Below are 20,900 nucleotides of genomic sequence, written 5' to 3'. Positions count from 1 at the left end.
ATTAGGACAGTAAAGTAGAAAATCAGGATTCATGAAAGCTGGTAATACTACTTTATTTTTTTAGTTAAAACATAGACTTATCACGAAGATGATTTTTTTCACTTATTTCAAAAAACTCTGTAAATAATCTAGTTACCATTTCTGAAGCCTCATTAAGATTTGAAAATATCCAATAGTAAAGCATATTTTTATCATCTATTTTGTAAATATTATACTCAGAGGTCAAAATCCAATTGATTATATTTCCTTGGATAGAATTTACATTTTTTATGGAAATAATATAACTATTATGATCATAATTTACATCAACACTACTTTTCAATTCATCATATGTAAATTCACAAGGGAAATCATTCTGCTTTTGTGCAATTTTTAATCTTTCATGAATAATTGGTAAAATATTTTTATTATTATATATGTTTTCAAAATGTAATTTTAATGTATCATACTCAGTTTTCAATTGATCCATATATGATCTATATTTTTGCTGTAATTCGTTATCAAGAATCTCTTCATTGTCTAATCTTTTATAAACTGTATTCCAGTAATCAATTTCATCTCTCTTTTTCTTTATCAAAGAAAAAAATGTTGTCTTAGTTTTACTTCCTTCAAATAATGCAATATGATCTTCTCGAATTCTTTTATTTGTATCTGAAATATACAGCTCGGTAATAATATATGCTCTTAACCATTTATTTAATTGTCTATATAAAATTTCATCATTAATTGTATTCCCAGTTAATATATTTTTAATAACTATTCCTATTAAGTTTGGTCTATATCCTTCTGCAATTGAAATTGGCTTTAATGATATAAGATTTAATAATTTTTCTTTTAATTTATTGGGCTCCAATGATAGGTTAAATAATTCGGTAATTTCTTCTTGACTCCAGATTTCCATATCAAATTCAGATGCAAGATCTCTATCTGTCTGTTTTATGACCAATCCTGCAATTGCTAAAATGATTTTATTGGCTCCAATCAAATTATTTTTACTATTCCATTGGTGTATTAAATTTCTTATTATCATTGTACTATTCTGATAATTTTTGCATTCTATTATTACTAATCTATCACCAATTTCAGCTTTAATATCTATTTCATAGCCGCTAATTATTGAGTTATTTTCTGTTTTAATGTTGGCGATATTTAGTATATATTCAATGGCAGATTCCAATGAGTTCCCAGCTTCTTTTGTTGTAATTTCTTCCATGTATTTTCCTTTTCTCGATTTAGCGCCAAAATCAACTGCAACTTTGTCCCGAAGGGTTGGTGCGAGTTTTTGAGTTCCAAAAACCGTGACAAAAAAGTTGACTGTTGCATTTGATTGTTATATAGAAGATCAATAATCTCCTCTATCTTCATTTGGTTCAAAATCAACATCAACATAGTCTTCTGGGCTTACAGTTTCAATTTCCCATTCCTCATTTTTTAACATCTCAAAATATATTGTTATATCAATCTCTTTTACTGTTTCATAGTTAATTTTTTCAAAATAATATGCTACCTTGTCTTCAGAATCATAATGCCAGCTGTCGGGGTCTGTTGATTCAACATTGAAGTTAATTTTATATTTCCCAACAAGACTAAAATATACATATTCATCTTCTATATCCAGAATTTTTATATTCTTAATACCATCAATACTAATAAGACTGCGTTCTTCTATCTCTGGATCATGAAATCCATTTGCTTGGAAGCTAATATCATCAAATATTTTTTCAAGTTCACTTGTAAATTCTTCCTTATTTATCATCTGCAATAAATCTTCATAAAAATCACTTTCTTTACTAAAATGATCAAGCAAATCTGATATATTGCAAAATATAGTTACCTTATCAATAATATCAAATCCTTTTATTAAATCAGATATATCTTTATCATTAGAAACAATTATTACTTCATCATCATCTTGAATATCTTCTTTAATCATCAAAACAGAAAATGCATCAGGAAACTCATGCTTTTTTAACTCTTTATTAAATGGTGGTGATTCTTTGAAATATAAGTTTAGTAAAGTATCGATTTCAATAGTATTATTTGTTACTATAGTTAAAAAATCTTTCTTAAAAATATCGTAGGATTCAATTATATCTTTTTCTAGTTCTTCAATTTTTTCCTCTGACAATAAATTTTTTGTCTTTTCACAAGAATTTAAGATGTAAAAGTCAGATTTGTTTTTCCTAACAATACTTTTTAGACTTTTAATTTTCTTCTTAATTCTAATATTATTCTCTTCATCTACTACAGATGAAATTCTCATATCAATTACATCTATTGTTGATAACTGTTTTAAAATATCAATTTTCTTTGATGCAAAATTATATGATAGTGATTGAAAAAATTCTGTATCGAAATATATTTTTTTCATACGTTTCCTTTTTCTATTTTTTCATCTAAGTCATTTCTAGATTGTGCGTCAAGAACGATTTTCAATATATTAAGTTTTCCTGAATCACTAAAACCCATTTCTTTTCTTAACTCTTTTAAAAAAATATTCCCTTCGATTAACATTTTCAAACTATCATCTCTATTCTGAATTAGAGATTTATCATACATAAAATACGAACTGATAAGTTTTTCGCTTCCCCAATTCATTAATCCCCTTTTGAACATTAGTATTTCGTTTTCAGAATTTTTTAATAATTTTTGCTTTTGAGAATTACTTTGTTCTTTTGTTGTTTTTAACATTTCAAAATAAGCATTATAAAAATGTTCAAATACTTTTTGTTTTTCTTTTAAAACAATGAGCTCTAATTCTCGTTCTTTTGCTTTTGTATGATTTAGTGAAACAGTAGCTACAGATGTAAGAGCTGTAAGTATGGCACCTACTATCCCAAATACCATTATTTTACTTTCTTTATCATTTATAAAAAATATTGCCCATACTATTAGAGATAAAACTAATAAAATCATAATGATTGCTAAAAAAGTCTGTAAATATTTATTCATAATTTTCCTTTTCTATATAACTTCCAATTTATGCTGTAATTGTTTCATTAAATTTCCCTATGAATTATGATTAATTGCATAAAGACTTGTATTAAATGATTTCTCATTATTTAATTTTAATATTATCCCGTGTTCACACATGTAATTAATATTTCTTTTAATTACAACCTCATACACATTCTCATAATTTCCTAATATTTCTGATCCTAATAATTCATCATTGATTGATCTAAATAGATTTAATAACTCATCATAATTATTCTTATGGATTTCACGGCTAATTTTAATTAGTTTCTTATTGAATTCTGTATCAATGGATCTATGCTCTTCTTCAGTTACCCATATTAGATTCTCAAGTCTATTATCTAATGCGTTATTATTAATATGATGAATTTGATACTTTTCTCTTTCATTTATTGGATCAAAAGTTTCCTTCACTAAATTATATATATAATGATCACCAATATCTTTGTGGTAAATTTTAGTACAATGTAAAAATGTTCCTACAACATATTGTTCTAATATCTCATTTTTGTATTTCACTCGACCTAAGTTACTAACACTGATCTCTTTTGTACCATTTTTTCTAACAATTAATTTACTTTTGAATATTTCACCTGGTAATAATGAATTTTCTATATTTTTATAAACACTTAAGTTATTAACTTCTAATGGTTTGTAATGGGGATAATTAATATTTGGTTCTTCTAATTTACCTCTTATCAATGTTAGTTCATCTTCAGATAATTTATGATATCCATTCATTATTATTTCCTTCATTTTTTATCAGCATAACTTAATCATTACACTGACTCAGTATAATGATCTAACGTTAAATTGATTCAATACTTAGCGATCCAATTACCCCTAATCCCCCCGCGTCAAGGATCGAAAGGGCAGCTCCGCTGGTCTTTCCGAAGGAAAGACGGAACCCCTGCAGAGCCTGCCCCTGGCGAGCCAGGGAGACGCCCAAAATCTTCTCCCCAAACAAAGACAACTTCTCCTACTCCTGATACATCTCCCCCAACTCCCCCACTGTCTTCCTGATCTTCTCTATAAGCTCCGGGGGGGTTATAACATGGACATCACTCCCCCATCCCATCACCCACTGCCCTATGCTCTCCAGCTGCCCCGAGGGGAAGGAAAGGATGAGGGAACCGTCCTCCAGTTCTTCTGTTTTCTGCTCCCTGTGCCATCTCTTCTCCCGGATGATACAGGCCGCATGGGGTGAGAATTTCAGTGTGAAGTCATACTTCTCTTTACGGCTGTAGATGCCCCACTCGGGATCTATATAATCATCCAGCTTGAAGTCCCCGGGTATGGTGAAGGACTCTTTCATCTTTGAAGGCTTTTTCATCCGGCTTAAGGCATAGGTGCGGATCTGAGAGGTAGTTGGTGAGTTGGCAATAATGTACCAGCTACCCCTGTAGGCAGTCAGATAGTAGGGTTCCAGAACCTTCTCTTCACTGCTTTTGTTATCCGGCTTGCGATACTGCACCCTCACCTGCCGGTTCGCCCTGACGCACTCCATCAGAGTGGACCACACATCGGGGGCCAGAAGGGTCTGCTGCTCAGTGATCACGCTGACCCTGTTATTAATCCTGGATAGGTCCACCTTCACTGCATCGGGAAGGTAGGCAGTGAGACGGTTAAAGGATTCTCTGAGTTGATCGAACTCCCCTACTGCGTTGAAATGATTAAGGATCTCACTGGAGAGAGTCAGGGCCAGGGCCTCTCCCTCGGAAAGGCTTACAGCAGGGAGAAAATAATTCTTGTTTGTGTAGATGTACTGATCATTGAAACGGTTATATTCCAGAGGTGCAAGAAGACTGTCTCTCATATAGGAGAAGTCCCGTTCTACTGACTTTTCGGAGACTTCAAAACGCTCCACCATTTCCTGCTTGGTGCAGCTTCCTCTGTCACGAATAATGCGGTCTATTTCAAGTATACGTTCCAGTTGATGCTTACCCATGCGAGTGGTCACTCTCCCAGTTCTCCTATCAATATATCAGCAATTGTTTGGATCATCATTCACTTTCTTATAAATAAACAATAATTTAATTATTACTAGTTTTGGAACCTTTATTATGAACTCAGTTTGCCTCATCCTCTGTTTCCAGGCACGGGTAAATTTTTGAATCTGTGTGTGTTTTCTTAGGGGGTTTACATAAGAAGTTAATAAAAGCTTCTGATTCTGCTCTTTCCCTTTTACTAAGGGATGGCCTTTGCAGAATTCCCCACAGACGGCATCGGATTCTGTAAAAATTAAAGACTAAGTTATTTTTACTGTCCAGAGCCTTTAAGAGGTCATCCATCTGTCTGCTGGTTAAAATGATCATAGGATCTTAGATCCTCGCCTTTTCACGGGCATAAAGCTCTTCCATATAGCTGTCTACGCTCTCCAGAATACGGTTGTTTGTCTTTTCCCAGACCTGCCGGATATTGGAGTAGATGGTCTTTTTGATATCATCTTCCATGTCTGAGGCATTCACTTCTCTGATTTTAGAGGTGAGCATCTCTCCTGAGCGGATCAGGGTGGCGGCTATTTCATCGGAGTGGGAGAGCCCCAGGCTCTTCATCAGATCAAGCTGCTGTCCCTCTAATACCATGATGGCTTTCTGGGCCTCCAGGGCGATGGCCTTGGACTCCACATCCTTGCGGGCCATCAGGTAGTTTTCATAGGAATCCAGGTGATGGCTGATCTCCTGCTGTTTGGCAATAAGGGCCGTACGGACTAGCTGTTTTTTCTGCTTATACTTATCCACGAAGTTCAGGGACTGATCCCTCTCTATCTGGCTGAGCTCCTTACCAAGGTCCTTGCTGTTAGTTATATCCTTTGGTGTGTACCGGGCTAGAGCCTCCGAGTCACTGTTGGCTTTATTTCCTGTCCATGTACTCATATTTATTCCTCCGTACTCTTTGTATGATAAGAATTTAAGTCTGGTGGGGGACATAGTTTGAGGATGTGGTGGATGCTTATTGGATTTCTGATTTTTTTAATGGAATTCCCCTTAACAGCTGTCACCCTGTTTCTTTCTTTTGCCTGTTTATTCATCAATGCAGGCGCCTTAATAAATGATTCATCCTTTTTTGTCTGGATGATTTCTCTGGATCTGAAGAGAGGATCAGATTCTGCATCTCCAGAAAGAGATGGAAGCTGAGAGCCTGGTAGCGAACCGTATTCCCCATGTTCCGGCTGCTCCTCTGGTTGTCTCTCTGCTCCTTTTTATGACTGTGCAGGACTTTTTTAAGTGAAGACGGAAAGAGGCTGCGGATTTTCCTTTTTCGGGGTATTTTCCCGGGTCCTGCGGGATGATTCAGGGCAAGACCCTCCGTAAAGGCTTTGAACACAAATTGAATGCGGTAGAGCTTGTCCCTGGTCAGCTCATCTGCTGCCCCGATGCCGGCGGCTCTCTGCAAACTCATGCAGATCCAGGGCAGAGACTCTATGGTGCTGAGTGTTTTAAGCTCTCTTGCTGTGGGTTTAAGATTATAAAGGGAGAAAAGAGTGGAGCGGAGAACAGCTGCCTGAAGCCTCCGGATTCTGCCTGATTCGAGCCTCCGGGGGGGCTTATTGATTAAGGAATGGTTTATATAGATCCTTCGGGGTGTCTCTCCCTCTTCCATACTTTTTGATTGATCAAAAGGGAGAAGGAGCCTGAGGGGCTGTGATTTGTACTCCTTTTTTATACTGCTCAAGGCCTGGGCCAGAGCCTCTTTCTCCGGGCGGAGCAGGAGGGCCGTGAGGCAGAGCTCAGTAATGATGAGAAGGGCCAGGCGGATGTTCAGCTGCAGGGCATTCAATGAGAACCTCATATCTATTAATCCTCCTGAACCACGACAATGCCCAGGGATTTAAGCACCGCGGCGCTCTGCTGATATAGAGAGTAGCGCTCTGTCTGATTGAGGATGCGCATCCTCAGGTAGCAGTTCTCGTCTCCGGCAGTATCGAACTCTTCTTTATAGCGGCTGCGGAGCATCTGTCGGAGGGTATTAAAGGCGGCCTGCTGAGAGCCCTCTGATTCCCCGCTGCTGATCACAAGACTTTGATCTTTACCCTTATAGGAGCTGATCCGGATCAGCCGGGGGCTCTCTATGATGATCTCTCCTATGACCGGGGGGATGGGGGAATCAGGACGCTTCCAGCAGGGGACCACACCGTTTTCAAGCTCATCCAGCCGGGCTTTGACGATTAAATAATTTGCGCTGAGGGATGCGTGATTTTCTTTTAAGGCGGAGTGTTCACTCTCCATAGATTTGTACTCTTTGTACCCCAGGGTCAGGGCTCCTGCGGCCAGAAAAAAGAGTATCCACACAAACTCGGCCAGGCTGAAATAGAGGGCGCTCCCTCCCCTGCTTCTCATACGGGGACCTTCTCCATCTTTTGATCCAGGATACCGATCATCGAATCGATCACCCCGTCCAGCTCCCGGGTATCCCGGCTTAGAATCTGCATGCTGTCGCTCAGGGGTTCCAGATCCAGGGAGGATGCCTCCTTATTGAGGCGGCTCATCTCACGGCTTAAAGTGGAGACTGTGCTGCTCATATCCTCAATAGTTTTAAGACTCTCCCCGCTCCCCCGGGTAAAATGACTGATGCTCTCATCCAGAGCCTCCCCCTGCCGGGTCAGATGTGTACAAAACGAATCGGTGACCGAGCTGAATCTGTCCAGGGCCTGCAGGTAGCGCTCCTCCTTATCCCCGAATATCTGCAGATTATTCTGCCTCTCTGTGAGGAAGTCCTGAATGGATGTGAGGGTCTGAGCCGAATCCCGGCTTAAGGAGGCTGCAATTTCCGCAAGACGCGCCGTTGCGTCGGCCATGTCGTCCTCATTCTCAGGGTGGTTTTTCATATAGGCGGCCCGGCTCATATTCCGTAATAGGACCCCGGCAATAGAGGTGCTGACAGAGACTCCCACAAGGCCGAATATTCTTGTGCTGATATCCTCTCCCAGGCTGTCATTTAACTTGATAAAAAGGGTCACCAGGGCCATGAGGGTGTAGAGGAATCCCAGGAAGTAGATGGAGTCGCTGTAGTACTCGGCCTGTCCCGTGGGACATTTTGTCAGTCCCAACTGTAAGAAAAAGGCATAGAGAACGACCAGAACCGTAGGCATCAGCATCTGCTGAGTGCTCATACTCCCTTCCTGAGTAAAAATCAGATATCCCCCGGCTGCGGCAAACAGGGGGAGGAGGAAATTCATTAATCCCTGGGTATTTTTATTCATTTTAATTCTCCTATTTTTAGTAAAAAAGATGATTCGTATCGGAGTTCGGGATCATTTCCACAGCTGTAACTGCCAATCTGCCAGTCCAGGCTGAGCCAGTAATGCCCACTACTATCCATATAGACCCTGCGGATAAACATTCCAGGGTAGAAATCCTGTAGTTTTGTCATGGTAAGTTCCCAGTTGGATTTACTGCCGATAAAGACCTCCGCCCAGGCATGGTACCCACTGCTGCAGCTGCCATGGACGATCCGGGTCCGCCCTCCCACCGCCTCTATCAGGCTGGCCATGAGGATGGCGAAATCGTCACAGTCCCCGGCAATTCCCAGGGCCAGGGTCCTGTCTGCGGGGGAGTAGTAGTCGTTGTCTACAAAAAGCGGATCATTGACATACTTCCACTGATTGGAGACATAACGGTGGATGGTGATGAGCTGTGCCAGACCTTCCGGGCCGGGCTGACCGAGCACCCCACCACTGCTGTAGGGACCTGGAAATTCCGATGCCAGAGAAACGGCAAAGTCCCTGACACAGGGTTTTGCGGGGCGGACGGCCTCTTTGTAGCTGCTGACCCTGTTTTCGGGGGTATCGGCTCCGGGGCAGAGGCTTATGGGACCCACCTTATTTTTGAGTGATTCGATCTCATCCCGATAGGCCAGATTCTCTTCCTTCATGGCCTCAAACTGACCCATCTGCAGCTCCAACTGCCCGATCTTTTCCTGAAGGGCGGCAATCAAGACCTGCCTGTCTTCACTCTCCAGATCCTCATCCAGGAGGATGTCTTCCAGATAATCCTGAATCTCCTCATCATCCCGGAACTGCTCGGGAACTGCCGAGAGAATCAGAGCCATGCTGTCTTCCCAGGAGAGGTCGGGCTGCCCATCCAGAGCCGTGCTTTCCAGGCGGATCAGAATAAATACGAAGACTGGGAGGATGCAGAAAAAAAGTATTAAAAAACGCTTCAGGCTCAGCGTGGCCTGCAGGCTTACCACCCGGCTGAGAGCCAGCAGGGCCAGGGCGGCCATATACCAACGCCCGGGGTAGCGGAGCCATGATTCGGGCAGCTGCGGGAAGGCGCCTAGTGAAAGCAGCATAAAAACGCCCCCTGTCATCCAGCACAGGAAAAAAGGAAGCCTTTTAAAGCCGGGGCAACTCCACAGGTAAAAACTTAAGAGAATCAGCCCGGCAAGAGGTATTAAGGACGGAGCGATCCCGGCGGGCAGAGGGAGTGTACGCTCCGGGATGAAATTCCATCCGCCAAGGGCCAGGAGAAGGATTCCGGCGCTCAGACTGAATAATACGATTCTCTTCAAAATGACTCCTATGGGGGCTGATACTTGAGAAATTAGCCCTGTACAGGGACATCAAATGAGGATGAAATAGTCTTGCTGGAGATTTGATACTTATTTGAGGGGGTTGTACTTAACGGTTGTGGAGACTTTCCCTGAAGCAGGGACAGGAACGGTCGGCCTGGATAAAATCTAATGAGAGCCAGCGGAAGAGGGCTGGAGGATCATTATAACGAATAGTTGATTATTTCATTTTTCTTTGAAGCGGTAGATTCTTTCTGCTTGTACAGCTTATATCCGGGTAGTAGAATGAAAGGAGAAGAGGATGGGAGAAACCCAGGTGACCAAAGACCAGCTGTTTATTATCGATTATGTAAAGGATCATCTCCTGAATTGGATGGAGGAACAGAGAATACTCCCATTTCCCGCTAAAGAGACGGGCATAAATCCCCAGCTGCTGGAGCGAATGGTGCGCGTTGAAGAGGGTATCAAGCATCAGAATACGAATCTGGAAAAAATGATGATTCAGATGGATCAGAAATTTGAGATTATGGATAATAGATTCTCAGAAAACAGAGAGGATATGAATCAGCGATTCGAGGCCATAGATAAACGTTTTAACCGTCAGGGTCAGTTTCTAATAGTGATCTTTGCAGCTATTGTGACTACCGCGATATCAGTCATTTTACAGACAAGTTAATCAGAAAGAAAATCTTAATATTCCCTCTTGAAGTCCTCATTTTCCTTCAAGGATTAACAGATCCCATCACACAAGGGAAGATCACATTCAGCTATATACTGTGAACTCACGGCCCATGTATGAACAAAATGACTCTGCAGGGAGAGGTGTCATTCCGGTTTTTTCCTGAAGTTCTCTCATGGAAGGGAGAACTCAACTGTCTCCCATTAGTAGTTTTTATTGCCACCAGGTTTAAACCAACAGCCCATCACCCAGAATTGTTTCTTTGGCATCCCGCACCATCCGGTAGGCCTCTGCGGCAACACGTATATCTGCTGCCGAGGGACTCCCGGGGGCGAAAGCCGCCCGCAGAACTGCCTGTGCCTTATCAAGAGTTGCCCGGGGACTTCCGGGAACAGGAGCCATATCCACCTTGATGCCGCCCCCGACAGCATAGACCGCACCGTCGGGACCCCGGCGTGTTGTTAACTGAATGCCCGAAGCAGCTGCACTTCCCAGATTCATCAGGTGGGCTTTCTCGTGGGCTCGGACTTCCCTATCTCTGAGAACGGCATCATCCGAGGATTTCAGCAGGTAGTCTGTGCCGGGGATCTGTATCCCTTCCGCACTCTTTGTTCTCCCCGGGGTTGGGGTTTCTTCAGTCTCAGGGGCGCGGCGTATCACCAGCACCGGCTCTGTACGGGTATCTTCCGACCCTGGATGAGGACGTGGACCCGGAATAACCGGGCTTATACCGTAATCATAAGCGATGCGCATAGTTATAATATAGTGCTTGATTCAGGCAGATTCAAATGCCCTGTGCCAGTATCCGCTTCCATCACTGAGAGTTAGGTTTTTACGCTATGTATTGGAGAAAGTTCGGGTTATGGAAGGTTTTACTTTACTGTGGTTAAGAGGTTGTGTGGGAATATCTGTATTTCAGATTTACTAACTGGCTTTCAGACACTATGTTGAAGATAGATAACAAATCTATAAATCCTCAAACCAATAATTTGGTTTTCGGTGTGAATTTGCAATTGCAATAATCGTAATAAGATCATTTTCAAGGTTATAAATTATTTTAAATGGAAATTTTCCCATGGTGTATTTTCTTGTAGATTCTGAATACTTTTCCCATGCTTCAGGGTGCTCTTTGATTCGTTTAATTCCTAATTCTAATGATTCTTTAAATCTTGATCCTAACCCTTCGACTTGAATATCGTAATACTCAATTGCATCTTGAAGTTCTTGATATGCAAACCTGGTAAATCTTAACTGCATTATCCAAAAATCTCTTCATATGGGATTGTATCTAATCTACCATCTTTAACTGCCTGAACACGTTTTTCACATTCTTCTATCCACAACTGATCAATCTGATCATCAGGCTGATCCAGACTTTTCAATATCTCTTCAACAATAAGGAATCTAACCTGAGGTTTAAGAGAAAGAACTTCTTTTAATATTTCCTGTTCACTCATGCTTCATTATACCAGCAATTACTTCTTTTTAAAATGATTGAAGAAGCCTTTCATATATGTAGGAGACATTTGCTTTTGGTGAAAGTGATAAATACGAATTCCCTAAAGAGCCCGGACCTCCCGCAGGGAGGGAGATGCCAATAATATTCTTAAAAATTATCCAAAAACTTACGATATAATAATCATATGAAAATAAAAAATCGTATCATCAATAAATTCAGTTATGCTTTTAAAGGGTTGCGCATTGCCATAACAACAGACAATAGTTTTAAAATCCATTTTGTATTTGCTCTGCCCATATTGATATCTGGTTTTATTCTTGATTTCACTCAGTTTGACTGGATCATTATTTCAATAGCCATAGGCATTGTTTTGATATCAGAGTTATTCAATACGGCCATTGAATATGTAGTCAAAATGTTCACTGATGAATACCATGAACTTGCTGAAAAACTTCTGGATATCAGTGCCGGTGCGGTTTTAGTAGCTTCCCTATTAGCAATAGTACTGGCTTTGTTGATTTATATTCCCCATTTTCAATAGAAAAAAATTTCCTGACAGTTTTTTAGTTCCTTACCCCTGTAGAGCCCGCCCCTCCCCGCAGGGAGGGAGACGCCTATTCTAAATAATTATTATTTAGACAATTCTAATGCAATTAAAGCGGCTCCCCGGGCATCACTTAATGCTTCATGATGATTAAGAGGAATATTATAGTATTTACAAACAGTACTGAGTTTATGATTTTTCAAACTTGGTAATTTCTGTTTTGCGTTCCTGTATGTGCAGTAAGAGGATGGAATTTTTGAAATAATACCATGATAATCAAGACATTTTTTTAAGACACCCATATCAAAGGATGCATTATGGGCAACGATCAGAGGAGCTCTTTCAATAAACCCGGAGATGCTCTCCCAGACTTCCGGGAATGTAGGTGCATCGGCTACCATATCTTTATCGATACCATGAATATCTGATGTGAAATGCTTTATAAAGTAATTTGGTACTGGTTTTATATAACTGACAAACTCTTCTGTTATCTTGTCCTTTTCTACTTTGACAATGCCAATCTGACAGGCACTTGTTCTCTCATAATTGGCAGTTTCAAAATCTATTGCAATAAATGTCAATTTTAGAATCCTTTTTATGTTTTTCACATCAGATGATTTGCATAGATGGCTATTTCTGTGACCTTACCCCACTTTTCTACCATTTCTAGTAAATCATTTCTTGTTATCATAAATTTAATTTGTGCCTTCTTCGCGTCAGGGACGGAACCCCTGCAAGGCGTTCCCCCCGATCAGGCAAGAGGAAGTTCATTAAACCCTGAGTATTTTATTCCTATTGAAACCCTATCCTTTTTTGAGTATTTCCACACTCTCGGCGGCTATACCGAAGTTGTTCTCCGGACACAGGGTGGCAGGACAGCCTTCGTTGAGAATCTTGACCCGCAGCTGATTCTCCCTCACCCTCAGAATCTCCGCGCCCCCTTCCTCAATATTGGCATACAGGGCAGCAATGATAGATGGAAATTCCCCGTTTTTCAGGGAGTTTTTTCCCCGGGGGCTCAGGGTGACGATGTCACCTGGTTTCAGCTTCTGCAATAAGATTCTCCTTTTCCTGGATTGGTGGTCATGTAAGACCTCCAGACTCTGCAGGATCAAAATTAGCTCCCCGGAGGGACATAGATTGAGGAGGAAGGGGATTTAAAGGATTATTACAGTATTGGGGGGTGATATCCGCTTAACAACTGTCACCCCTGCAGTCTCTAAGGTGAGAGTTTATATCTGTTTTTGAGAATTAGAATTGATGAGAAGTGATTCTTCTGTATGGTCTTGAACTAATTAAGTAGATCTTCTGCTGAGATAAATTCAGGATGTTCCTTTATCTCAATATTTTCTTCGATGAATTTTATATCTTGAATATCTTCATAAAGCTCATACATAGATTTTTTAAAGAGGCTTGATTTATCTTCATGAAAGTAATCTGACAAGTAGCTGAGGATCTTTTCCTCATCTTTGTTTAAACGAACACTTATTACGGCCATTTTTTGTATACCTATAACTTAAACATATTTAAAAGGACAAAACTACTGATACCACTCAAACGCTCATTAGAGATTTGTTCATCATTTTTGTAGGAGATTGTTAATGAATCAGCCACACTATTCAAACACCTGTTTTTTAATATTCTATTAATATTTTCATACAGAAAATTATTATTCTCAGATACAGAGCCTCTAAGTAAAATTAATTCAGGGTTAAATATATTTGCCAAATCAACTAATTTATTTCCTAAATGTTCGGCAATTCCTTCAAAAATATTTCTAGAGAGTCTATCCCCTTCATTTGAAGCTGTAATTACATCCTGTATTTTTATTGTATTAGATTTTGAATTAACTAATTGATTCAATGAACTTCTTATCAAGTTACCTTTTTTTAGATTTGCCATACATAATTCACATATTCGGTTTTCAGATATTTCAGTCTCCAGACAGCCGGTATTTCCACAGGCACATAAGATCCCTCCCGGGTTTGTTATTGTATGCCCCAGATTCCCGGAATATCCAATATGCCCGGTATAGAGTTCACCGTTAATTACGATACCCATACCAACTCCTTCTGAAATCCAGATATAGAGAAAGTTATCGACACCTATACCAGAACCGTAAAATTTCTCTCCCAATGTTCCGGCATTAACATCATTTAATAAAAAACATGTTAGTTTAAATTTTGTTTCGATTATTTCCTTTAAATTAACATTATGCCAATCTTTTATCAGCCAGTTATCATGGGATATTGCACTGGATAGATCAACGTAACCCCCAAGACCAATTCCAACTCCAAATATTTTTTTATCCAGCTCAGTTGCTTTATTTATAAGAGTATTGATAATCTGGAACAAAGATTCCAATATCTCATCTTTAGATATCCCATCATGATTTGGTAAGTTATATTCATAAACTATCTCACCAATAGGATTGATCAGGGCACTATGGATATTGGAAGTATTGATAATTATTGAAATATTTACACCTACATCGGGATTAAGCTCAAGTATGTTAGATCGACGCCCCCTGGAAGACTCCTCTTTACCGATCTCTTTTATCAAACCTAAATCGATAAGGATTTTGATATATTTAACAATTGTAGAAGAACTTAAATTCATATTTTTAGCTAGTGAGATTCTTGTAATCTGCTTGGAACTGAGTATATGTGTTAATATTTTACCCATTCTCATTTTTTGAATATTATTGTAATCTGTAAGCATAATTTCCCTGAACTAAAACGTTTTTTTCTACATAAGACGATATATAAATTTTTCTATTGTAGATCCTGATTTATTTAGAACTAATCAAGAAAATACATATTTAAAAAACATATATCATCCCATTGGCGGCATAATATCATATAAAATAAAGCATAAACTATATCCATATCAATGCGATAAGCCAGATTTATTTACTACTGATATGATAATCTTTACAGGCTTGAGACATTGCTTTTAAATTTTCAATCGGAGTCATTTTGGGAATTCCACATCCAGATGAAAAAATCAGACCTGTATCACTTTTATATTTTTTCAATGTATCTAAGACATTCTCATACACTGTATTTTCAGATTCCAATAAAATAAAGGAGGTATCTATACCGCCTTTTAATGCGATCTTGTCTCCTAGACTGATTCTAGCCTGTTCTAAACCGATCATTGAATCTACTTCAAATCCTTGAATATTCAGTGTTGCAACATCATGTAGAATATGTTTTGCATCTCCACAGATATGAAGCCAAAAATCACATTCCGAAGATTTGGACAGTTCATCAATTGTCCTGACTTGATGGGGTAAAGCAAATTTTTCATAAAGATCAGGGCCAAGTAATCCAGCTGTTGAATCTCCATATTGTATTCCATGGACACCCGTTTCAATCATTGACTGTCCATAGGCAATAATAACATCAGAACAGAAGGATAGAAAATCATGAATATCACTTTCTTTTTCAGTATAAAGATCAATCATGAAATTCTGAGCCCCCCTTAGAACCGAAGCAAGGGAAACCGGTCCGACATCAATGTTAGATTGTATGTAATACTCATTGCCTACCGAGTTCATAACTTTTCTTGACGCCTCCAGTACAGTTTTCATGCCTGCTGCCCTGGAAGGTTCTGGAATGGACAGTGTTCTAAAATCATTCATAGATGATAAAATAGTCTGTTTACTGAATGATTCATCATCCTCTGGAAAAGTAATTGATCCCCCTAAGGCCTGATGATATACCCAGTTATCCCTGGAAACATAAATGCCATCAAAATCACAAAGTTCTCTTGCTTTGATTAGAGTATTGGCCATTACATCTGCATTTTGCATATAATCATCTAATTTCACATTTGTTAATTGGCAGGCAGGTGCAATTAATATTGGAAAAACAGGAAAACGATCAATCTTTTCTCCCCGAATAGACCTTCTTACACGTTCTAAACTATTCATTACAGAACTTTCCTTTCTGACATTTTCTTAAGAAGTAAATAACAATTTAATTGCTGACGCGGCAGGTGAAAACAGCCCTTCCAATTATTACCTTTGAAGTCCAGTGCGACAGTTCCATCTCTGTGTAGATACCCATACCATTCGCCAAAGTCTTTATCTGGAAAGTGTTTTTCAGCCCAGTCAAATACTTTATTGAATAATTTTTCATATTTTTCTTCCCCAGTCAGATCATGAGCCAACAGAAGAGCGTAAATAGCTTCATTATGTGTCCACCAGTACTTCATATCCCAGTCCACTTGTTCCGCTTGATTGCCACAGATATCCACAAAATTTAAAATACCCCCAAACTCTTTATCCCAGCCGAAATCGAGGGACCAATCCAGTATGGGGAGTGCTTTATTTATCAGATCTTGATTGTTTTGATAGCGACCTTCTTCTAATAGAAACCAGGAAGTTTCAATGGCATGACCGGGGGTTATATTTCGACCAACAGGTGTGTCCAGAAACTCTCCATCCATTCCGACAGTTTCTAATAGAGCTTTTTTTTCAGGATGGACAAAATATTTAAAAATGCTGTCAATATAATGATCAATTAGATTATTGTAATCTTTAGCGGGATTAGCATCCCTTAAGACCTGTAAAGTCACGATCATAATCATATTAAAGGAATGACTTCTAGTTTGGCGTACTTCAGTATTAAATTTTTCTTCTAAAGCCCCAGGAGTATTTGATAATTCAAGGACGAGATCCAGAACTTTCTCTGCAAGATCTAAAGCTTCCTTGTCACCAGAGGCCTTATAATATTCTGCAAAACCGATTATAGCAAAGGCCTCAACAAATAAATATCGCCTTCTCCGAACAGGTTCCCCTTTTTTAGTTACTGTGAAATAACCCCGTCCTGTTTCATCAATAATATGGGTCTTTAGAAATTCATAGCCATGCCTGGCAATTTCAAGCCATTCGGGTCTTTTTTCAAGTTTATTGTATAAACTGGCATACAGCCATGTCATACGCCCCTGGACCCATCCGTTTTTGTCGGTATCTTTTCTCTCTCCCTCTCTATTAAGATAAGTAATAAATCCGCCATCTTCAGTATCAACACTATTACTTGACCAGAAAGGTATAATATTATTTACAAGCTCTTCATAGTAATGAGATTTAAGCTCATCAATTCTTTTTAATTCCATTTAACCCCCACACAATATTACAAAAGCCAATTCATTGACTCTCAGTAATTTTGTTTAAAATTCAATTATTTTCTCAGAATATAAAATTACATCCTTAATGTGATGCTGGAGTTGACATACAAGCCAATACCGGAGGATCACAAAATACTCTTATATTTTTAGGAACTTTACAGTTCAATTTATTCAAAATAATATTTAACCTTTCAATGCCCCTGCTGATATCCCACTTACAAAATCCCGCTGCATAAACCACATTAAAATTAAGACTGGCAGTATAACAAGACAGCCCATTGCTGCCATTGGACCCCACAGAAGCCCCTTATCCGTAATAAAACCTGAGATCGTAACTGTTAATGGTTTTGCATCTTTGATTGTCAAAATAACGGCATAGAGAAACTCATTCCAGGTCGCAATAAAAGTAAGCATACCAACTGCGACAAGACCCGATTTGACCATAGGGGTTGTAATAAAGAAATACCTTTGAAAAAGATTGCACCCCTCTAACATACCCTGTTCTTCAACTTCATAAGGAGCTTCTGTATAGAAGCCGATCATAAGTAGAATAACCAGGGGTAAATTAAAACTTGTATTCATTAAAACAAGAGAAAATACACTGTCCATCAGGTGTAATTTATTTATTACAAAAAAGACGGGAACTGCAACGACAACTGCAGGATACATTTTCTGAATGAGAAACCAACTGGCCAGTACTTTTTTAATTTTCCCGGGCAACATACCATTCACTAGAGAATATGAGGCCAGGCTGCCGATAATAAGTGTGAATACAGTTGTGAAACTGGCAATCGCAACCGAATTCATCAGGGCTTTGAAAGCCCCATGTTTTACAAAAATATCGTAGAAGTGATTAAGAGTACTTCTCACAGGAAAAAGAACTGGCGGCTTGGCAAAATAGTCCTGCTCAACTTTAAATGCATTTGATGCCAGCCAATAAAATGGAAACAGTATTACAATCATTAAAATCATCAGAATAAAAATTCTAGTGGGACTACCCAGGAAAGAACTAAGATAAGTATCATTTTGTTTTTTTAAAGATTTTCCCATGACTAATTTAGCCTCCTTAATTGATTATTTCTCAATTTACTAAAAACAAGAGAGACTAAAATCATTGAAATTACAAATAAAACAGCCGATGCAGAGGAATAACCTACTTTAAAGAATTTGATCCCTTGACGATAAATAAAAGTAGGCAACATCTCAGTAGAACTACCCGGCCCCCCTTGAGTCATGACAAAAACGGTGTCAAAGACCTTAAAGGCATCAATAAACCTGACCATCATTACAATGATGATTACCGGTGAAGCTATGGGGAAAATAATTGAGCGAAATAACCTCCAGGAGCTTGCCCCTTCAACCATAGCTGATTCAAGAAAACTTCTTGGTATCGATTTAATTGAAGAGAGAACCAGAATGGCTACATAGGGAGTAAACTGCCAGACATCTACTATTATTACAGAGTAAATAGCAATATCAGGATCTGAAAGCCAGGAGACCGGAGCCATTCCAATTAATGAAATCAAATAATTCATTATTCCGTAGGTTCTATCGAGCATCATTCGCCATAGAGTACCTGAAGCCACAGGAGCAATAACCATGGGAATCAGCAGAACTGTTGTTATAAATCTAGTGACCTTACCACTATCAGAGAGCATCATGGCAATTACAATTCCCAGAAACACCTCTAAAATTACAGATAAAAAAGCAAAGAAGATGTTATTTGACAAGGACTGAAGAAAAATAACATCACTGAACATAGAGATATAATTCTCAAGTCCGACAAAACGAACTGGAATACTAGGCATATTGAGCTTATATTTGAAAAAGCTGAAAACAAAACCATATCCCAGGGGGATAAAGGCAACTAGGAGTAAAACGATAATAACGGGAATGAGAAAGAACCATGAAAGGATTTTATCCTCTTTACTCTGATGGATATTTCGACTGATAAGCATATTTATATATACCCTCCTTTAAAGATAAGGAGAGGGTTCTGTTTCTTCTTTCAGAACCCTCTCCAAAATAAAACCTAACGACCGGTATTTTTTACACCTGGTGCAGGTGGGTACTCTTTTAAAAGTTCTTCAAATCCATCTTCCAGATAGTTTATTGCAAACTCCATGTCCCATTCACCTGTAATATAATTGGCTACAGCATCTCGGACAGTGGATTCGGCCATTGTACCGGCAGGGATTCTCCACCAGATAACTGAACCTCTATCAGAGGCCTCTTTATGAGGATAGAGATTTGAGTTCTTTATCTCCGGCTTATCCCAGACAGATTCACGAGAGGGAAGGATTGAATAGTTTACAAAATTTGATAACTGTTTTTCTTTGCTAGTATAGAATTTGATCCATTCCCAGGCTGCATCTTTATTTTTAGATGCGGCAGGAATACCAATGTCCCAGGAAGATAAAACAGTTACACCATTTTTAGCATAGGGAATTGGAGAGATAGCCCATTTTCCAACTACATTGGATTTTTCTGGATTATCTCCATTTGGACCAATTGATAATGTGGGCCATGAAAAACAGAACGCAGAATTACCGGCCAGGAATGCGGCATCAGCCTCTGGCAAACCCCAGGAAATAGAAGCAGGATCTGCATATTCCATCCATTTTTTAGCAATTCTAAGAGCTTCTCTTGACTCTTCTGAGTTTATTGTAAGATTCCAATCACCATCGGCCCAACTTCCTCCGAGAGACCACTGAATCATCATCCATAATGTAGAAAACTGCTCTTTCAAACCTGGCAGTGATATAGCATAAAATCCATTTTCAGGATCGTGTACGGTTTCACATACTTCAAAAAACTCATCCCAGTTTTCAGGAAAATCTTTAATAAGATCAGTTCTATAAGAAACAGTCTGAGGAGTATTTGCAAAAGGTATCCCCATGATTCTATTATTCCATTTACCTGACTGCTCCCACAATCCTGGCTGAATGTCCTCAGAATCCCAATTATCTCTTTCAATAAAGGGTGTCAGATCTTCCATAAATGGTTCAAACTCACCGTCCCATTGACATGCAGGAGTCATAATATCATAAGTATTATCTCCTGTAGATAAAGAAAGTCCCATTTTCTCATACAGTGTCAGATAGGGGAAATCCACTATTTCAACTTCGATCCCTGTTAACTCTTTAAATTCGGCAACATACTCTTTTGCAGCATCTGCATAAGTTGCAGAAAAATACAAAGCTGTTACTTTTTTACTTTCAGTATCCTGTGAACCTGAAGAAAATACAGCGGATATAATTGTTGCACATAACAAAAAACCAATAAGCATTTTTTTTCTCATAAAAACTCCTCTTTAATCTTAACTATATAATTTCTTTAATTATTAACTCGAGATTACTGATTTGTCAATGTATATATTATTTTTTACTTTTATAACCGATATGGAAACTTATATAATGTATTTATTACTTTATATACCTAATTTATCCTGAATCCGTATAAAAAATCACAGCTGTCCAAGATAAAATTGCTTCATAAAAACAGCCCCATTTGACCATCTGAAAAAAACATTGATTCTGCCATTGGTTTTGGCTTATTCAACCATAGCCAGATATCTTTTTTCATGAACAATA

Annotated in this window: 25 protein-coding genes; 2 read left to right on the top strand and 23 right to left on the bottom strand. The window is 38.9% G+C overall.

Features of this window, described 5'->3' with window-relative positions; genetic code table 11:
- Positions 1-64 precede the first annotated feature (64 nt).
- From DV872_RS22600 to DV872_RS22550, 11 genes are all read right to left on the bottom strand, one after another.
- Positions 65-1,213 (bottom strand): hypothetical protein, encoded by a 1,149-nt coding sequence (locus DV872_RS22600; protein ID WP_114632239.1) that lies wholly within the window; start codon positions 1,211-1,213, stop codon positions 65-67.
- Positions 1,214-1,342: 129 nt separating this feature from the next.
- Positions 1,343-2,371, bottom strand: coding sequence for a PIN domain-containing protein (locus DV872_RS22595; RefSeq protein ID WP_114632238.1), 1,029 nt, complete (start codon positions 2,369-2,371; stop codon positions 1,343-1,345).
- On the bottom strand, positions 2,368-2,952 hold the full coding sequence (locus DV872_RS22590) for a hypothetical protein (RefSeq protein WP_114632237.1): 585 nt from the start codon (positions 2,950-2,952) through the stop codon (positions 2,368-2,370). Before DV872_RS22590 ends, DV872_RS22595 begins: the two co-directional genes overlap by 4 nt.
- Positions 2,953-3,009: 57 nt before the next feature.
- A complete protein-coding gene (locus DV872_RS22585) occupies positions 3,010-3,732 on the bottom strand; it encodes an HNH endonuclease (protein WP_114632236.1) in 723 nt (240 codons plus the stop codon).
- A 52-nt stretch (positions 3,733-3,784) separates the two neighbouring features.
- On the bottom strand, positions 3,785-3,949 hold the full coding sequence (locus DV872_RS26680; RefSeq protein WP_158547123.1) for a hypothetical protein: 165 nt from the start codon (positions 3,947-3,949) through the stop codon (positions 3,785-3,787).
- Between the two features lie 6 nt (positions 3,950-3,955).
- On the bottom strand, positions 3,956-4,924 hold the full coding sequence (locus DV872_RS22580; protein WP_114632235.1) for a YafY family protein: 969 nt from the start codon (positions 4,922-4,924) through the stop codon (positions 3,956-3,958).
- A gap of 373 nt (positions 4,925-5,297) precedes the next feature.
- Positions 5,298-5,852 carry a hypothetical protein gene (locus DV872_RS22570; protein WP_114632233.1) on the bottom strand — a complete coding sequence of 185 codons (555 nt, stop codon included), beginning with the start codon at positions 5,850-5,852 and terminating at the stop codon, positions 5,298-5,300.
- A 154-nt stretch (positions 5,853-6,006) separates the two neighbouring features.
- Positions 6,007-6,768, bottom strand: coding sequence for a hypothetical protein (locus DV872_RS22565; protein ID WP_114632232.1), 762 nt, complete (start codon positions 6,766-6,768; stop codon positions 6,007-6,009).
- 5 nt (positions 6,769-6,773) lie between these two features.
- Positions 6,774-7,316 carry a hypothetical protein gene (locus DV872_RS22560; RefSeq protein ID WP_114632231.1) on the bottom strand — a complete coding sequence of 181 codons (543 nt, stop codon included), beginning with the start codon at positions 7,314-7,316 and terminating at the stop codon, positions 6,774-6,776.
- Entirely contained in the window at positions 7,313-8,179 is an 867-nt protein-coding gene (locus DV872_RS22555; RefSeq protein ID WP_114632230.1) for a hypothetical protein, read from the bottom strand. Before DV872_RS22555 ends, DV872_RS22560 begins: the two co-directional genes overlap by 4 nt.
- Positions 8,176-9,489, bottom strand: coding sequence for a transglutaminase-like domain-containing protein (locus DV872_RS22550; RefSeq protein ID WP_114632229.1), 1,314 nt, complete (start codon positions 9,487-9,489; stop codon positions 8,176-8,178). The genes DV872_RS22555 and DV872_RS22550 overlap by 4 nt, the downstream gene beginning before the upstream one ends.
- A gap of 301 nt (positions 9,490-9,790) precedes the next feature.
- Here DV872_RS22550 and DV872_RS22545 point away from each other — a divergent pair, with 301 nt between their 5' ends.
- Positions 9,791-10,165, top strand: a complete 375-nt coding sequence (locus DV872_RS22545; RefSeq protein WP_114632228.1) for a hypothetical protein — start codon at positions 9,791-9,793, stop codon at positions 10,163-10,165.
- Positions 10,166-10,396: 231 nt separating this feature from the next.
- Here the strand turns inward: DV872_RS22545 and DV872_RS22540 are convergent, their stop codons facing one another.
- The 3 genes from DV872_RS22540 to DV872_RS22530 all read right to left on the bottom strand — a co-directional run bounded on the left by DV872_RS22540 (position 10,397) and on the right by DV872_RS22530 (position 11,625).
- Complete coding sequence (locus tag DV872_RS22540; protein WP_114632227.1) at positions 10,397-10,921, bottom strand: putative metalloprotease CJM1_0395 family protein; 525 nt, start codon at positions 10,919-10,921, stop codon at positions 10,397-10,399.
- Between the two features lie 213 nt (positions 10,922-11,134).
- Positions 11,135-11,425 carry a type II toxin-antitoxin system RelE/ParE family toxin gene (locus tag DV872_RS22535; protein ID WP_114632226.1) on the bottom strand — a complete coding sequence of 97 codons (291 nt, stop codon included), beginning with the start codon at positions 11,423-11,425 and terminating at the stop codon, positions 11,135-11,137.
- A complete protein-coding gene (locus tag DV872_RS22530; protein ID WP_114632225.1) occupies positions 11,425-11,625 on the bottom strand; it encodes an addiction module protein in 201 nt (66 codons plus the stop codon). Before DV872_RS22530 ends, DV872_RS22535 begins: the two co-directional genes overlap by 1 nt.
- Positions 11,626-11,811: 186 nt before the next feature.
- Between DV872_RS22530 and DV872_RS22525 the strand changes: the two genes are divergently transcribed.
- Positions 11,812-12,168 (top strand): diacylglycerol kinase family protein, encoded by a 357-nt coding sequence (locus tag DV872_RS22525; protein ID WP_114632224.1) that lies wholly within the window; start codon positions 11,812-11,814, stop codon positions 12,166-12,168.
- Positions 12,169-12,257: 89 nt separating this feature from the next.
- On the opposite strand, the gene DV872_RS22520 is transcribed toward DV872_RS22525, so the two are convergent.
- The 9 genes from DV872_RS22520 to DV872_RS22480 form a co-directional block, all read right to left on the bottom strand.
- On the bottom strand, positions 12,258-12,779 hold the full coding sequence (locus tag DV872_RS22520; RefSeq protein ID WP_199563527.1) for a 3'-5' exonuclease: 522 nt from the start codon (positions 12,777-12,779) through the stop codon (positions 12,258-12,260).
- 195 nt (positions 12,780-12,974) lie between these two features.
- Entirely contained in the window at positions 12,975-13,226 is a 252-nt protein-coding gene (locus DV872_RS22515) for a hypothetical protein (protein WP_114632223.1), read from the bottom strand.
- Positions 13,227-13,462: 236 nt separating this feature from the next.
- Positions 13,463-13,669 (bottom strand): DUF6290 family protein, encoded by a 207-nt coding sequence (locus tag DV872_RS22510; protein WP_114632222.1) that lies wholly within the window; start codon positions 13,667-13,669, stop codon positions 13,463-13,465.
- Positions 13,670-13,680: 11 nt separating this feature from the next.
- Entirely contained in the window at positions 13,681-14,892 is a 1,212-nt protein-coding gene (locus DV872_RS22505; protein WP_114632221.1) for an ROK family transcriptional regulator, read from the bottom strand.
- 187 nt (positions 14,893-15,079) lie between these two features.
- Positions 15,080-16,108: a uroporphyrinogen decarboxylase family protein gene (locus DV872_RS22500; protein WP_114632220.1), complete on the bottom strand. Its 1,029-nt coding sequence runs from the start codon at positions 16,106-16,108 to the stop codon at positions 15,080-15,082.
- Positions 16,108-17,295 carry an AGE family epimerase/isomerase gene (locus DV872_RS22495; protein ID WP_114632219.1) on the bottom strand — a complete coding sequence of 396 codons (1,188 nt, stop codon included), beginning with the start codon at positions 17,293-17,295 and terminating at the stop codon, positions 16,108-16,110. The genes DV872_RS22500 and DV872_RS22495 overlap by 1 nt, the downstream gene beginning before the upstream one ends.
- 195 nt (positions 17,296-17,490) lie before the next feature.
- Positions 17,491-18,357, bottom strand: a complete 867-nt coding sequence (locus tag DV872_RS22490) for a carbohydrate ABC transporter permease (protein WP_114632218.1) — start codon at positions 18,355-18,357, stop codon at positions 17,491-17,493.
- A gap of 2 nt (positions 18,358-18,359) precedes the next feature.
- Positions 18,360-19,265 (bottom strand): carbohydrate ABC transporter permease, encoded by a 906-nt coding sequence (locus DV872_RS22485; RefSeq protein ID WP_114632217.1) that lies wholly within the window; start codon positions 19,263-19,265, stop codon positions 18,360-18,362.
- Between the two features lie 74 nt (positions 19,266-19,339).
- Positions 19,340-20,608: an ABC transporter substrate-binding protein gene (locus DV872_RS22480; RefSeq protein WP_114632216.1), complete on the bottom strand. Its 1,269-nt coding sequence runs from the start codon at positions 20,606-20,608 to the stop codon at positions 19,340-19,342.
- Positions 20,609-20,900: the final 292 nt, after the last annotated feature.

It is taken from the genome of Oceanispirochaeta sp. M1, from assembly GCF_003346715.1.
Taxonomy (GTDB): Bacteria; Spirochaetota; Spirochaetia; order DSM-2461; family DSM-2461; genus Oceanispirochaeta.
Note: the sequence above shows the minus strand (reverse complement) of the source record. Positions and strands in the feature narration are given on the sequence as shown.

Excerpts from the sequence above, each read along its gene's own strand:
- DV872_RS22490 (WP_114632218.1), bottom strand. The coding sequence starts at position 18,357 with ATGGGAAAATCTTTAAAAAAACAAAATGATACTTATCTTAGTTCTTTC.
- DV872_RS22485 (WP_114632217.1), bottom strand. The coding sequence starts at position 19,265 with ATGCTTATCAGTCGAAATATCCATCAGAGTAAAGAGGATAAAATCCTT.
- DV872_RS22540 (WP_114632227.1), bottom strand. The coding sequence starts at position 10,921 with ATGCGCATCGCTTATGATTACGGTATAAGCCCGGTTATTCCGGGTCCA.
- DV872_RS22580 (WP_114632235.1), bottom strand. The coding sequence starts at position 4,924 with ATGGGTAAGCATCAACTGGAACGTATACTTGAAATAGACCGCATTATT.
- DV872_RS22530 (WP_114632225.1), bottom strand. The coding sequence starts at position 11,625 with ATGAGTGAACAGGAAATATTAAAAGAAGTTCTTTCTCTTAAACCTCAG.
- DV872_RS22480 (WP_114632216.1), bottom strand. The coding sequence starts at position 20,608 with ATGAGAAAAAAAATGCTTATTGGTTTTTTGTTATGTGCAACAATTATA.
- DV872_RS22560 (WP_114632231.1), bottom strand. The coding sequence starts at position 7,316 with ATGAGAAGCAGGGGAGGGAGCGCCCTCTATTTCAGCCTGGCCGAGTTT.
- DV872_RS22565 (WP_114632232.1), bottom strand. The coding sequence starts at position 6,768 with ATGAGGTTCTCATTGAATGCCCTGCAGCTGAACATCCGCCTGGCCCTT.
- DV872_RS22600 (WP_114632239.1), bottom strand. The coding sequence starts at position 1,213 with ATGGAAGAAATTACAACAAAAGAAGCTGGGAACTCATTGGAATCTGCC.
- DV872_RS22505 (WP_114632221.1), bottom strand. The coding sequence starts at position 14,892 with ATGCTTACAGATTACAATAATATTCAAAAAATGAGAATGGGTAAAATA.
- DV872_RS22500 (WP_114632220.1), bottom strand. The coding sequence starts at position 16,108 with ATGAATAGTTTAGAACGTGTAAGAAGGTCTATTCGGGGAGAAAAGATT.
- DV872_RS22585 (WP_114632236.1), bottom strand. The coding sequence starts at position 3,732 with ATGAAGGAAATAATAATGAATGGATATCATAAATTATCTGAAGATGAA.
- DV872_RS22535 (WP_114632226.1), bottom strand. The coding sequence starts at position 11,425 with ATGCAGTTAAGATTTACCAGGTTTGCATATCAAGAACTTCAAGATGCA.
- DV872_RS22570 (WP_114632233.1), bottom strand. The coding sequence starts at position 5,852 with ATGAGTACATGGACAGGAAATAAAGCCAACAGTGACTCGGAGGCTCTA.
- DV872_RS22510 (WP_114632222.1), bottom strand. The coding sequence starts at position 13,669 with ATGGCCGTAATAAGTGTTCGTTTAAACAAAGATGAGGAAAAGATCCTC.
- DV872_RS22545 (WP_114632228.1), top strand. The coding sequence starts at position 9,791 with ATGGGAGAAACCCAGGTGACCAAAGACCAGCTGTTTATTATCGATTAT.
- DV872_RS22555 (WP_114632230.1), bottom strand. The coding sequence starts at position 8,179 with ATGAATAAAAATACCCAGGGATTAATGAATTTCCTCCTCCCCCTGTTT.
- DV872_RS22525 (WP_114632224.1), top strand. The coding sequence starts at position 11,812 with ATGAAAATAAAAAATCGTATCATCAATAAATTCAGTTATGCTTTTAAA.
- DV872_RS22495 (WP_114632219.1), bottom strand. The coding sequence starts at position 17,295 with ATGGAATTAAAAAGAATTGATGAGCTTAAATCTCATTACTATGAAGAG.
- DV872_RS22595 (WP_114632238.1), bottom strand. The coding sequence starts at position 2,371 with ATGAAAAAAATATATTTCGATACAGAATTTTTTCAATCACTATCATAT.
- DV872_RS22590 (WP_114632237.1), bottom strand. The coding sequence starts at position 2,952 with ATGAATAAATATTTACAGACTTTTTTAGCAATCATTATGATTTTATTA.